The sequence below is a fragment of the Rhizobium sp. BK176 genome (assembly GCF_024808055.1).
On the sequence record NZ_JANUBV010000005.1, the window covers coordinates 109,098 to 120,996 of the forward strand.

Consider the following 11,899-nt stretch of genomic DNA (forward strand, 5'->3'; position numbering starts at 1 on the left):
GCCGCGCGGCGCTGTGCTGGCAGGTGTCAATCTACCTTCGCGCGCTCCGGGACTGTTGGAGAACTCATCGCTGCATCTGGCGCCTCCGAAGGCCAAGCCCAGGCACGCAGCAACTCATAGAAGACGCTGAGGACGATCGGTCCTAAGAACAGGCCGAGCAGGCCATGGGAAAGGGTTCCGCCGATGACACCGATGAGGATTACCGGCATTGGGGTCGATAGTCCCCGAGACATCAGGATCGGCTTCAAGACGTTGTCGACCACCGTGATCGGGATCGCCACGACGGTAAAGGCAAACGCGATCGACGTCGGCCAGGAGAACCATGCCCAGACGATGGCCGGGATAAGGACAAGACCCGGGCCAAGTTGCATCAGGCAAAGCATGAACACGAGAAAGGTCAGGGCTCCGCGTGCCGGGATATCGAAAAACGCGAAACACAGGCCGCAGAGGAGTGTCTGAAGCAGTGCAACACCGATGACTCCGCGCGAGACGTTGCGAACGGTTGATCCCGCCAGCCGCGCGAAGCCCACACCCCTCTCACCGCCAATGCGGCCGGCTAGTACCTGAATGGTTGAGGCGAGGCGGGGAGACATGGTGAGGAAGATGCCGGAGAGAATGATGGAAGCAACGAAACTCAACACTCCACCGCCGATCGACGCAAGCTTGGCGAGGATAACACCCATCACTTCGCGAAGAGGCGCCTGGAACTTCATGATCGCCTCAGCGAGATTGCCTGCCACCTGGTTCCAGCCGGCATAAAGGCGCTCGCCGACCACAGGCCAACCGCGTATTGCTTCCGGCGCTGCGGGTAGCGTGAAATTGTCGGACTTCAATTGAGCCACGAGGTCCTGCGTCGCGTCAGCGAAATTGACGGCGACCAGCGCCAGCGGTGCGATGATCAGCACAAGGCAAGCGATAACGATAACCGTGGCCGAAAGCACGGGCCGATCCCCGAGCAGCTTGGACAGGCCGTTGAACAAGGGAAAGAGCGCCACCGCAAGGATCGCCGACCAGATGACGATCAGCGCGAATGGCGCAATCAGTTGCAGGCTCCAATAGGCGAAGAGCCCAATGATGCCGATCCGAACCAGGTCGCTGACCCGGGCTTCCACTGAAATCTGCGCGGGACTGGCTCCAATCGCGGTCCCGCTCGTCTGTTGCTCCATCGTGTGTGCCTATCCCAAGAGTTTCGACAGGACGTGGCTGAATGGATCAGGCGTCATCGCGTCGTCTCCGGTACGATGTTTCTAAGACTCTGATCCTCCATGTAATTCGACGGCCGCTTCTGCCGTTTGCCGAGATCCGGTGCTTGGAACTTTACCCGCTCGTAAGGGATCGACTGCAGGATGTGCGAGATGCAGTTGATCCGGGCGCGCTCCTTGTCGTCGGAAGGCACGATCCACCATGGCGCGTGGTTGCTGTCCGTCATCCGCAGCATCTCGTCGTACGCCCGCGTATAGTCCCACCAACGCTGGTAGGACTCCACGTCCATTGGGCTGAGCTTCCACTGTCTGACCGGATCATCGATGCGACGCTTGAAGCGGCGTTCCTGTTCTTCCTCGCTGACGGTCAAGAAGTACTTCAGCAGAATGACGCCGCTTTCGACAATGGCCGCCTCGAAACGGGGCGCCAGTTCGAGGAAGCGCTGCGCTTTCTTCTCGCTGGCGAAGCCCATCACGCGATCAACACCGGCTCGGTTGTACCAGCTGCGGTCGAAGATCACGATCTCGCCGGCTGCCGGCAGGTGCGCAATATAACGCTGCATGTAGATCTGGGATTTCTCGCGATCGGTGGGTGCGGGCAAGGCGACGACGCGGAATACGCGTGGACTGACCTTCTCGGTGATCCTCTTGATCATGCCACCCTTGCCGGCGGCGTCACGGCCCTCGAAGATAATGACGATGCGGGCGCCCGACTTCTTTACCCACGCCTGCAGATGCGACAGTTCAATCTGCAGCCGCTTGATCTCCTTGTCGTAGTCCCAGGACTTGGCCTTCTTGTGTTTGCCTTTGCGTTCCGTTGAAGCCTCTTGTTTCACATCGTATGCTTCGTCCATCGTTCCCTCCATTGTTCTATGTCGCTGTGCACTTTCACTGTTCTGCAGAATTGCCTATCAGCGCGCGCAACGCCTCTTCCCGACCATTGAAAAGATTGTGGGTGCCGATCTTCTTGATGACTCCGGCACGCTCAAGGACGCCGCGGCTTTCCTGGCTGAGATCGGCGATGGCAAAGACGATGTTCCGTTCCGCCAAGGCATCCGCCACGGCATCGAGTGCGACGGCGCCGGTGCTATCCACGTGCGTGATGGCACTGGCGTCGAGAACGAAGCACTTGGTTCCGGCGGCGAGCTCCTTGGCAACCGTCGTCAAGCGCGTACGTACGTAGTCGGCGTTATAGAACAGGATGTTGCCTTGGATCGCGAAGACGGCAGCGCCTTCGACAGGGCGAGCATCCGGGAAGCGAGTGAGGTCAAAAAAACCGTGTCGACCTTCAATGTGGCCAAGGAGGCCGTCGCGCGGGAACATCGTCTTGCGCAGGAGGTAGACGAAGGTAGCGGCCACGGCGACGACCACGCCGTTGAGGACGCCGAAGCTGATCGCGCCCCACATGGCGATCAGCGCAAAGACGAACTCCATGCGACTGATGTGCCAGATCTTCTTGAGTTCCTGAACGTCGATCAGGCTGATGGCTGCGGTTGCAAGGATGGCAGCGAGTGCGGGGATCGGCAGGATCCGCAGGGCGCTGTGGAGGAATACAAGAGCCGCAACCAGAGTGGCGGCGGAGACCAGTCCCGCCAGTTGGGAAACGCCGCCGGTCGACAGATTTATGGCGGTTCTCGAGTCCGACATGCTGATGGGAAATGAACCGAACAGACCGGGTGCAATGTTGGCTGCGCCGAGGCCTATCAGTTCCTGGTTCGCATCGACTTCTTCGCCGGTGCGCGATCCGAAGCTTCGCGCGGTTACGATGCCTGCACCGAAGCTCACGAGAAAGATCACAGCCGAACCAAGAACGAGCTGACTAAGCGGCATCTGATGGACTGCCGGCAGGGAGAAGCTCGGGAAGCCACTTGGAATATCGCCGACGACGGCCATGCCGTGTCCGCGGAAGTCGAAGAGCGCGGAGAGCAAGACGGAAATAACAACCACGAGAACAGGACCCGGGATCTTGAGGTCCAAAGCCTTCACGATCCAGAGCAGCGCGAACATAGCGAGTCCGAATAGAAGTGACGGCCAGTGGACCAAGGCGGCCTTGCTGAGAATCTCGACGATCGGTGCAAGGAGACCGTCGGATTCGATCTTTACTCCGGTGAAGCGGCTGATTTGTCCGACAAGGATAGACAGCGACACCCCTGCAAAGAAGCCGACCAAGATTGGACGCGACAGGAAACTCGCGAGGACGCCGAGCCGCAGCAGCTTTGCCAAGATGCAGAACACGCCGACGCCAAGGGCGAGGGCCGAGGCGATAGCGACGCGGTCGACGCTGGCGGCCGCAGGCTCGGCTGCGATGATCGCTGCCATCGCCGCGGCAAGCACCGTCATCGTGGCGGCATCAGGGCCAACGATCAGAAGCTTTGAGGGACCGAAGATTGCATAGGCGATCGGAGCAACGATGCTGGCATAGATGCCTGTCTCCGGCGGCAGGCCGGCAATCGCGGGATAGGCGATGGCGCTCGGCAAGCCCACGGCAGCGATCGACAGCCCAGCTGGGATATCGCTACGAAGCCAGTCCTTGTTGAAGCCGGCTAAGCCGCGCAACATTGGTAGGCTGCCTATCACCTCGGGCTCCTTTGTTTTTTGTAGTCTCCGAGAGTCTGGCCGGCCGCCACACTCGAGCGGCGACCGGAAAAGTTGATGCGTATTAGTGCTCGAGGAAGACGTAGTTCATCCAGCTGCTCATGCGCAGCAGGACCTTGCGCAAGACGGCAACGTGGTGCCAGTAATGTGTGTAGACGGCAACTTCGGCGACGACGCCTCCGGGCAGTTGGTACCCGTCGGTGCTTTCCAGGAGTTCGATGCGCGCCAGCGTTTGTCCCGGTGAAACTCGTTCGGGTGATTGCGGATCGATCAAGGCGCCGCTCGGCTGCAACTGGCCCTGCGCCATAACGTCGATGACCTCCTGGACGCGCGCCTTGAAGATCTTGCCGGGTACCGCTTTGAAGGCCACCTCGGCATCGTCGCCGACGCGTACGCGCTGGAGCGAGTTCTGGATGAAGGCGGCTGCCAGCATTCGATCCTCGCTGTTGATGAAGACCATCACCGGCCGCAAGGGCAGGGGATTTGCCATCATGCCGGGCCGGAGAAAGACCTGCGTCACATAACCGTCGCTTGGTGCCCGGACGGTGGTCTGGTCGAGGTCGTATTCGGCGTTGAGCAACTCGGCCTGCAGTCGCGCCACAGTGGGGTTTGTGCCGTTGATCTCCGATTCATAAGCAAGTTGGGCTTGTGCCGCCTGTGCGCGCGCCGTATCGACGGCGGCCTCGGCCGTCAGGTAGATGCCGCGCCGGTTCTCGACTTCCAGTTCAGAGTACACGGCGCCCCTACCGCTCGACTTCGCGTTTTCGTTCGAGGCCTGGAATTTCTCAAACGCCTGCAACGACCTGTCTCTTGATGCTTCCGCACCAGTTACGGCCGAGTTGGCGGCGTCGAGAGCCGCCTTCAGTTGCAGGACAGTTTGCTTGGCTTCAGCAAGCGACGCCTTTTTCTGATCGACGGTATATTGGTAGGGGCGAGGATCGATCCTGAAGAGGACGTCGCCCTTCTTCAGCGGAGCGTTTGGCGTGACGGGTACTTCCACGACCTGACCGCCGACCGTCGGAATGACCGGAGCGGAGGTAAAATAGATACGCCCATCGCTGGAATAGGGGTGGTTGTAGCTCATGAGCAGCAACAGGGTGGAAATCAGGAAGATTCCGCCGAGAACTGCCGTTGCAAGCGTCCACTGGTTCACGGGAATGCGGAAGACCTTGAAGATCACCCAACAGATTGCGGCATAAGTGAGTATGAGGAGCAGATCCATCAGGCGTTCTCCTTCTCCGGCGACTGCGCCTCGAGTTCCGCGATCCGTGCATGAAGGCGGGCAATTTCGGCATTGGCTTCGGCCTCAGGGGACAACTTGCCATCCGTCCGGATCCCCCAGCCGCGATCTTCGCGGTAGAGCGTGGCCCAGATGAACAGGAAGGGCCAGATTGCGTGCAACGTGAACAGGCTCACCCAACCGGCAACATGGATGGCGTCCTGGTGCGGATGGTTTCTGGCCTTGGCGATTAGATGCGGAATGTCGTGGATGGCAATCACCGCATAGAAGAGGGTGACCACCATGAAGACCAACACTCCCAGTGCAAAGTAGTCGAGAAACACGGTCCCTCCTTTTCGGCTGTTTGCAGCGCCCATCCGGTCACAGCCGAGGACGGAATACTAGACGTACTTTGGGGTAAAGGCCCGTAGCATCGCGTAACCTCTATCGAATCCGTAGGTTCACCGCTGCTGAAGACGGTTCTCGGGCGGCTGTCATGCTTGGCTGCGGGGCAGAAAATGTCCCTCCAGGTCGAAGGCCATCACGCCGTAGGATCGCGTAAGTTACGCTTACGCTCCCGGCTATCGTTATATGATGCCGCCATCTGCTTGACGCGACTATGACAGCGGGGGGCGGCATGACGTCGGGAGAAAGCAATTCGGCAGAACTGTCCGCGCTCGCGATCGCCGAGGCGCATTTTTCAGGGCAGGTCGAGCGGGTGCGGCAGTTGTTTCGCGCAAGCGAAACCTTTCGCAGCATGTGTGAAGACCTGGCCGCCGCTGCCGAGACATTGGCGAATGTGGACGGTCTTCCGGATGACGTGAGGGAAGCTCGGCGCCAGGAATATGCGAGCCTTGTCGAGGCGCTTGTCGCCGAGATCGGCGAGGCGCTGTCCCAATCGAAAATCGTGACGCTCAGTCGATGGGGCCTGGCAAGGCCCAAGCTGCGATAGGTCTGAACATTCAATCGAAGGTTTCATGCAAGGAGGTCAATGCGTGATGAAAGCAAGATCCTTCAAGCTGCTTGCGGGGCTTTCTGCCCTGGCGATCATCTCGATGCAGGCGGTGCCGCCGGTCTATTCACAGACTGCGACGCCCACGCCGAAGCCTGCGGCGGCAGAGACGACCGCGCCCGCGCAGCCTCAGCCGGAGCCGGAGACGGATCTCCTCTCCGAGGACGAAATGGAAGTGCTTGTGGCTCGCATCGCGCTTTATCCGGATGAGCTGGTAGCCGCGATCTCGGCTGCCTCGCTGTTTCCGCTGGAGATTATCGAGGCGCAGCGTTTCCTCGAGGCGAAGAAGAAGGACACCAACCTCAAGCCGAAGGACGACTGGGACGGAAGCGTCATATCGCTTCTGAACTACCCTGATATCGTCAAGATGATGAGCGAAGACCTCGATTGGACGCAATCGCTGGGGGATGCGATCACCAACCAGCAGAAGGATGTGCTGATCGCCATCCAGCAGCTTCGTGACGAAGCGGTGGCGAAAAATGTCATCAAATCGGACGACAAGATCACGGTGGTGACAGAGAACGAGAACGTCGTCATTCGGCCGACCAATCCGGAGAAAATCTATATTCCGCAATATCCGCCAGAAATGCTCTACGAGCCGGGCTATGCGGTCGAGCCGATCTCCTATTATCCGAACTCGTATGACAACTATTACTATCCAGGCGCAGCGTTCTTCGCTGCAGCCGTTACGGGCATTGCGTGGGGGGCCATCGTCAACTGGGATGATTGGGGAGTATGGGGCGGCAATTGGGGCGGCGACCTCGATATCGACTGCAACAATTGCTTCAACGACCGGAATTTTAGCGGCAAGGTCAACTGGAACGACGTCGACTGGACCAAGGTCGATCGCAGCAAGCTGAACATCGATAGAAATCAACTTGCGAATATCGACCGCTCGGCGATCAAATCCAGCCTGCAGTCCGATAACCGCAACCAGCTAAAGAACAAGGTCAGCGACCGGCAGGCAAATCGTGGACAGGGAACCAGAAATGTCAGCGCTCGCGCAGACGACATCCGCAAAAGCACGGCGGAGGGCCTGAAGCAGCGACCCGGTGCGGGAGATCGTGCCGCCAACCGGCCAGGCGCGGCGCGTCCCGATGCTCGCCCCGGCAACGTGGCCAATCGTGTGGATGCACGTCCGGGGAATGCGGCCAATCGGCCGGGTAACGCTGCCAACCGTCCGTCAAGGCCGGCAGCCAAGAACAGGTCAAGTGCGCCGAAGATGGCGGCGCGGCCCGACAACCGTTCGCGCCAATCGAGCGCCCTCGGCAATGTCCAATCCGGCCGGCGTGAGGCGGTGGCTTCCAAGCGAGGCGGACAGAGCATGGGCGGCGGGCAGCGCGGTGGTCCACGTCCCTCTGCCCAACGCTCGCGCCCGATTCCCCATGGCGGCGGCGGCCGTGGTGGTGGTGGTCGTGGGGGCGGCGGTCGCGGCGGCGGCGGTCGGCGATAGGGTGTCTAGCTATTCAGATTTCCGGAGATAAACCATGAGACTACAGTTGAAATTGATCCCGCTGTTGCTCGGAACGGCTCTCTCCCTGGCCTGGGCGGCCCCATCGATGTCCCAGGGTCAGACGAATCTTCAGGAATTCGAGGCCGGCACGCCGCCGGCTTTCGATGACCCAGCAGCGGCGCTCGAACAGCTCAAGACCGTGTTGGGCGCCAATAACGTTGATGGCTTGGCTAAACTTCTCGGGCTGGATGCGGCCAAGTTGCAGGCCAGCAACGAGGCGATGATAAGCTACGCAACGATCCGCGAGGGTGCTGCACGACAACTGAAATTGCAGGACCTCGGCGATCGAAAAGTTGTTCTGATTGGTGACATCCTGTGGCCGCTGCCATTTCCTCTGTCGAAGAACAAGGACGGCAAATGGGCATTCGATACGGAAGTCGGCCTGCAGGAGATCGTCAATCGGCGCGTCGGCCAGAATGAACTCTCGACGATCCAGACCATGCATGACTATGTGAATGCCCAGTACGCCTACGCGCAGATCGACGAGGACGAGGACGGTCTCTTCGAATTCGCACAGAAGCTGATCAGCACTCCGGGACAACGTGACGGCCTCTACTGGGAGCCCGGTGCCTTTGACGAAGAAAGCCCGGCCGGGCCGCTGATAGAAACCGCCGCCTTCAGCAAGGCGAAGCGTGGCGAAGGCTATTACGGCTACCGCTATCGCATCCTGACCGCCCAGGGCCCCAACGTGATCGGCGGAAAGCAGAGCTACATCGTCAACGGCAACATGACGGGCGGCTTTGCGTTGATTGCCTGGCCAGTCACGTATCGTGTGACCGGGGTTCAGACCTTCATCGTCAACGGTGCCAACATCGTCTACCAGCGCGATCTCGGACCGGAGACCGAGCAGCGCGCCGCGGCGATCAAGGAGTTCAACCCCGACGATAACTGGACGGTCGTGCGGGACTGAAACGCGCAGAACTACGGAGCACGCGCCCGTCCCCCCCTCGCAATCCTGAAAGCAGGCGGCTTGTCCGCCCGCTCTCATGCTCGTTTGATAGGTCAGTTAGCGTTCTTCATACTGATCGCCTTTTGTAGGTCTTCGAGCTCCTCGCAACCGCCAGGGCAGAGTTGTTTCAACAATGCCACCTGCTCCTCGGCTTTGGGTAGGTCGCCTGTTTCGACATAGAGCTCGCCGAGATATTCGCGTGCCGCCTTGTGGTCGGGCTGCAGCTCCAGTGCCTTCGTATAGTAGGTCAGCGATGTCCTGTAGTCGCCAGTCTTGCGAAGCGTGAATCCCATCAGATTGTAAACATCGGCCTGCTGGTTGTTGTCGGCGAGGTCGCGAAGCTCGGCGAGGGCGCCAGCATAGTTCCTGGCTTCAATCTTGGCACGTACCGAGGTCAGGTCAGGAGCCGTCGTGGATTCGATGTTGTCGACAGCAAAGGCCGGGAATGTCGTAAGGTAGACGGCTGCAGCGCAGAAGTGGGCGAAGCCTGAGAGCATGCGTTTCATGTTAGTCTCCTTTGAGCCTTTAGGCATGGATTGTCGGAGTAAAGCCGTAGGCGCTTCCGTCCTTGACGAAGGTGCCTGAGCCAGGGAAGGGGAAGTGCGATCCGCAAATGGCGATGTCGTCGGCGATGATGCGGTCGATGAGGCGACGGCGCGTATCGATTGCCATCGGCCCGTCCTGATCGTAGCTGCCCTGCCATTCGGGATGGGGAGCGAGCAGCGCCGGCACGTACATTATGTCGGCGGAAACGAGCAGTTGCTTGTCGCCGGAGGCAACAAGGTAAGTGGAATGGCCTGGCGTGTGACCCGGCGCCGCGAGAAGCCGGACGCCGGGCGCAACCTCCGCTCCGTCGTCAACGAGTTTCCAATTTTTCCATTTGGGAAAGACATCGGCGATACGCTTGCCTGCCGGCTTGCGGCCTTCGGCGAGTTTTTCGACCCGACCAGGCTCTGTCCACCAGTTGTATTCCACAGCATTGACCACGATCTCGGCGTTCGGGAAGACTGGCGAATTGGTTTCCTTTTCCATCAGGCCCCAGACGTGATCGGGGTGGAAATGTGAGAGCATGATCGTATCGATCTTCTTGTAATCGATGCCGGCGGCAGCCATGTTTGCCGGCAGGTGCGTGGCGTTGCTTTGCCATTGGCCGACGCCGGAGCCGGCATCCATCATGACCAGATGATTACCGAGCTTCAGGACGACGACGGTCAACGGAATCGGCATGAATTCGGTGGTAAGCCCCGCGTTTGAGAGCGCCTGTTTGGTATCGTCGATCGAGGCATTCTTGATGAACTTCGGATCGTGCGGTTTTTTCCAGATACCGTCATAGATCGCCGTGACCTCAACATCGCCGACCTTGTATTTGTAAAAGCCGACTGTTGGCTCCAGCGGCGTTGCGGCGAGTGCCGGCAGTACGAATTCGAGCTTCGACGAGAGGCCGAAGGCCGCAGCGGCGGCTGCCGATCCCAGGACAGCGCGACGTGACATGGTGAGCATGAGCATGCCTCCTCTTGTTGATGGCATTTCGGGTAGCGAAGGCCGCAGGCAAAGTGCTGCCCATCGCTAACGAACTAGATCGGCTCTCCTCGGTGCTTATTCCCGGTACTGGACTGTGGTTTCTCAAGTGTCTGGAAATGTTGAGAAGTTTCTGCCGCCCGCGGCTGATGTCCTTCCACGGGCAAATAAAATCGGTGCAGCGGTGGAATAAACGCGTGCGGCGGAAGGTCTTGATGGCAGATGGCCGCATTGCGTGGATGTGGGTGTCGCGCTTAGAATCCCTTGCTGCTGAGGCTGGAAAATGATGACCGACGCCCAGACCGCCTATTCATCGGAATCAGACGACGTGTTGGGATGGTTGGCCCTTCGGCGGTCTCAGACGCGATTGTCACCATTTGCGGTGCTTCATAAAGCTGCAATGCAGCTCTTTCACCTGATGGCTCCGGCAAGGGTGGGTGCAGAGCAGGACGCATCCAACGCCGAAGCGAGTGCGCAGCACGAACTCATGCAGCGCTTCCAGCAGACGATCCTTCCCCATCTTGACGCGGCCTACAATTTCGCTCGCTTTCTAAGCCGCGACGCGGATGCAGCACAGGATATCGTTCAGGAGGCGTTCCTGCGCGCTTACCGCAGCTTCGGCGGATATCGCGGCGGCGACCCGCGTTCCTGGCTCTTTGCCATCGTCAGGAACTGCTGTCACGCTTGGCGCCAGCAGGATCGGCGCAAAGCGCGGTTCGAGCGGCAGCTAAGCGATGGCGGCGGCGCGGACGCCGACGACATCGGAGAGAACGAGATCGCCTCGGAGGAGGACACGCCGGAAACGGCGACGATCCGTCGTAGCGAGCAGCAGCGCGTGCGTGATGTCATCAACGGCCTCCCTGAGGCAATGCGGGAAGTCCTTGTTCTGCGCGAACTGGAAGATCTGTCCTACCGGCAGATCGCCGACGTTATCGATGCGCCCGTTGGGACCGTCATGTCTCGGATTGCTAGAGCGCGGCGCGAATTTGGCGAGGCATGGGACGAATGCAATAAAGCCGGGGTAGTCAGATGAGCGACGAAGCCGATCAGAAGGACTGCGAATGGCGCACCATGCTGCACGGCTTTGCCGATGGCGAGCTTGATTCCGATCGTGCGGCGCGGTTCGAGGAACATCTGGCCACCTGCTCGGATTGCAAAGCGGAGATTGAAAGGGTCCGGGCTGTGAGACAGATCATCGATCAGGACGGCGTCAAATGGCGACCACCGGAGGGATTGCACTCGCAGGTCATGTCGATGCTGTCCTTCGAGCATGGGGCGTTATCCAGTCTGCCGCTAGGACGGCGGTCGGGCTGGCGTCAGGCTCTCGATTTCCTGCGGTTATGGAGTTTGGTCCCATCGCTGGCCGCACTTGCAGCAAGTCTGATAATCTTTGCGAGCGTACCGTCCCCGACCTTGCTCTTGCAGGATCAGATTTTGGCAAGCCATGTTCGCTCGATGATGGCCGATCATCTGACCGACGTGCAGACGTCAGACCAGCACACGGTCAAGCCTTGGTTCAACGGCAAGATCGATTTTTCGCCACCGGTCACCGATCTTTCAAAGGACGGCTTCCCGTTGGTCGGGGGGCGTGTCGACTACATTGGCGGTCGAGCCGTCGCTGCCCTTGTTTTCCGACGTCATGGGCACGTCATCAACCTCTTCATCTGGCCGGCTGTGTCGTCCACGCAGGCCGCGGATGTGCTTGATGGATACAACATGGCTCTGTGGTCGGACGGCGGTCTCGCCTTCTGGGCGATTTCCGACGTCGCGTCCAGCGATCTCGCCGAGTTCGAGAAACTGTTTAGGGCGTCGACGCACGTCGGTACGGAGTGACACCATCCCTGAACCATTTCCAGGCCGATGAGTTTCTCCCAGAAGCAACCGGCGGAGA

Annotated in this window: 12 protein-coding genes; 5 read left to right on the forward strand and 7 right to left on the reverse strand. The window is 59.7% G+C overall.

Annotated features, from left to right (window positions below; translation table 11 throughout):
* Nucleotides 1–26: 26 nt before the first annotated feature.
* The 5 genes from FHT76_RS17790 to FHT76_RS17810 form a co-directional block, all read right to left on the reverse strand.
* Nucleotides 27–1,166 (reverse strand): AI-2E family transporter, encoded by a 1,140-nt coding sequence (locus FHT76_RS17790; protein ID WP_183755438.1) that lies wholly within the window; start codon nt 1,164–1,166, stop codon nt 27–29.
* Between the two features lie 53 nt (nt 1,167–1,219).
* On the reverse strand, nt 1,220–2,056 hold the full coding sequence (ppk2, locus tag FHT76_RS17795) for a polyphosphate kinase 2 (RefSeq protein WP_183861825.1): 837 nt from the start codon (nt 2,054–2,056) through the stop codon (nt 1,220–1,222).
* Between the two features lie 34 nt (nt 2,057–2,090).
* Entirely contained in the window at nt 2,091–3,779 is a 1,689-nt protein-coding gene (locus FHT76_RS17800) for a SulP family inorganic anion transporter (protein ID WP_183861823.1), read from the reverse strand.
* Nucleotides 3,780–3,861: 82 nt separating this feature from the next.
* On the reverse strand, nt 3,862–5,019 hold the full coding sequence (locus FHT76_RS17805) for an HlyD family secretion protein (protein ID WP_183755441.1): 1,158 nt from the start codon (nt 5,017–5,019) through the stop codon (nt 3,862–3,864).
* Entirely contained in the window at nt 5,019–5,360 is a 342-nt protein-coding gene (locus tag FHT76_RS17810) for a DUF3302 domain-containing protein (RefSeq protein ID WP_183861821.1), read from the reverse strand. Before FHT76_RS17810 ends, FHT76_RS17805 begins: the two co-directional genes overlap by 1 nt.
* A gap of 293 nt (nt 5,361–5,653) precedes the next feature.
* On the opposite strand from FHT76_RS17810, the gene FHT76_RS17815 reads away from it, so the two are divergent.
* Genes FHT76_RS17815 through FHT76_RS17825 form a run of 3 tightly spaced genes read left to right on the forward strand, consistent with a single transcriptional unit; the run spans nt 5,654 to nt 8,451 of the window.
* On the forward strand, nt 5,654–5,968 hold the full coding sequence (locus tag FHT76_RS17815; protein ID WP_183861819.1) for a hypothetical protein: 315 nt from the start codon (nt 5,654–5,656) through the stop codon (nt 5,966–5,968).
* Between the two features lie 46 nt (nt 5,969–6,014).
* On the forward strand, nt 6,015–7,481 hold the full coding sequence (locus tag FHT76_RS17820) for a DUF3300 domain-containing protein (RefSeq protein ID WP_183862021.1): 1,467 nt from the start codon (nt 6,015–6,017) through the stop codon (nt 7,479–7,481).
* Between the two features lie 34 nt (nt 7,482–7,515).
* The gene (locus FHT76_RS17825; RefSeq protein WP_183861817.1) at nt 7,516–8,451 is read left to right on the forward strand and encodes a DUF2950 domain-containing protein; all 936 of its coding nucleotides are present in this window, start codon (nt 7,516–7,518) and stop codon (nt 8,449–8,451) included.
* 92 nt (nt 8,452–8,543) lie between these two features.
* Here FHT76_RS17825 and FHT76_RS17830 read toward each other — a convergent pair whose 3' ends face one another.
* Together FHT76_RS17830 and FHT76_RS17835 are read right to left on the reverse strand one after the other, a co-directional pair.
* A complete protein-coding gene (locus FHT76_RS17830) occupies nt 8,544–8,996 on the reverse strand; it encodes a tetratricopeptide repeat protein (protein ID WP_183861815.1) in 453 nt (150 codons plus the stop codon).
* Between the two features lie 19 nt (nt 8,997–9,015).
* Nucleotides 9,016–9,990, reverse strand: coding sequence for an MBL fold metallo-hydrolase (locus tag FHT76_RS17835; protein WP_183861813.1), 975 nt, complete (start codon nt 9,988–9,990; stop codon nt 9,016–9,018).
* A 301-nt stretch (nt 9,991–10,291) separates the two neighbouring features.
* Here FHT76_RS17835 and FHT76_RS17840 point away from each other — a divergent pair, with 301 nt between their 5' ends.
* Nucleotides 10,292–11,041 carry a sigma-70 family RNA polymerase sigma factor gene (locus FHT76_RS17840; protein ID WP_405049270.1) on the forward strand — a complete coding sequence of 250 codons (750 nt, stop codon included), beginning with the start codon at nt 10,292–10,294 and terminating at the stop codon, nt 11,039–11,041.
* Nucleotides 11,038–11,841 (forward strand): anti-sigma factor, encoded by an 804-nt coding sequence (locus tag FHT76_RS17845; protein WP_246712590.1) that lies wholly within the window; start codon nt 11,038–11,040, stop codon nt 11,839–11,841. Before FHT76_RS17840 ends, FHT76_RS17845 begins: the two co-directional genes overlap by 4 nt.
* Nucleotides 11,842–11,899 lie beyond the last annotated feature (58 nt).

Bases quoted from the DNA above. Each gene is read 5' to 3' on its own strand.
- FHT76_RS17825 (WP_183861817.1), top strand. From the start codon at position 7,516: ATGAGACTACAGTTGAAATTGATCCCGCTGTTGCTCGGAACGGCTCTC.
- FHT76_RS17835 (WP_183861813.1), bottom strand. From the start codon at position 9,990: ATGCTCACCATGTCACGTCGCGCTGTCCTGGGATCGGCAGCCGCCGCT.
- FHT76_RS17805 (WP_183755441.1), bottom strand. From the start codon at position 5,019: ATGGATCTGCTCCTCATACTCACTTATGCCGCAATCTGTTGGGTGATC.
- FHT76_RS17840 (WP_405049270.1), top strand. From the start codon at position 10,292: ATGATGACCGACGCCCAGACCGCCTATTCATCGGAATCAGACGACGTG.
- FHT76_RS17815 (WP_183861819.1), top strand. From the start codon at position 5,654: ATGACGTCGGGAGAAAGCAATTCGGCAGAACTGTCCGCGCTCGCGATC.
- ppk2 (WP_183861825.1), bottom strand. From the start codon at position 2,056: ATGGACGAAGCATACGATGTGAAACAAGAGGCTTCAACGGAACGCAAA.
- FHT76_RS17790 (WP_183755438.1), bottom strand. From the start codon at position 1,166: ATGGAGCAACAGACGAGCGGGACCGCGATTGGAGCCAGTCCCGCGCAG.
- FHT76_RS17845 (WP_246712590.1), top strand. From the start codon at position 11,038: ATGAGCGACGAAGCCGATCAGAAGGACTGCGAATGGCGCACCATGCTG.
- FHT76_RS17830 (WP_183861815.1), bottom strand. From the start codon at position 8,996: ATGAAACGCATGCTCTCAGGCTTCGCCCACTTCTGCGCTGCAGCCGTC.
- FHT76_RS17820 (WP_183862021.1), top strand. From the start codon at position 6,015: ATGAAAGCAAGATCCTTCAAGCTGCTTGCGGGGCTTTCTGCCCTGGCG.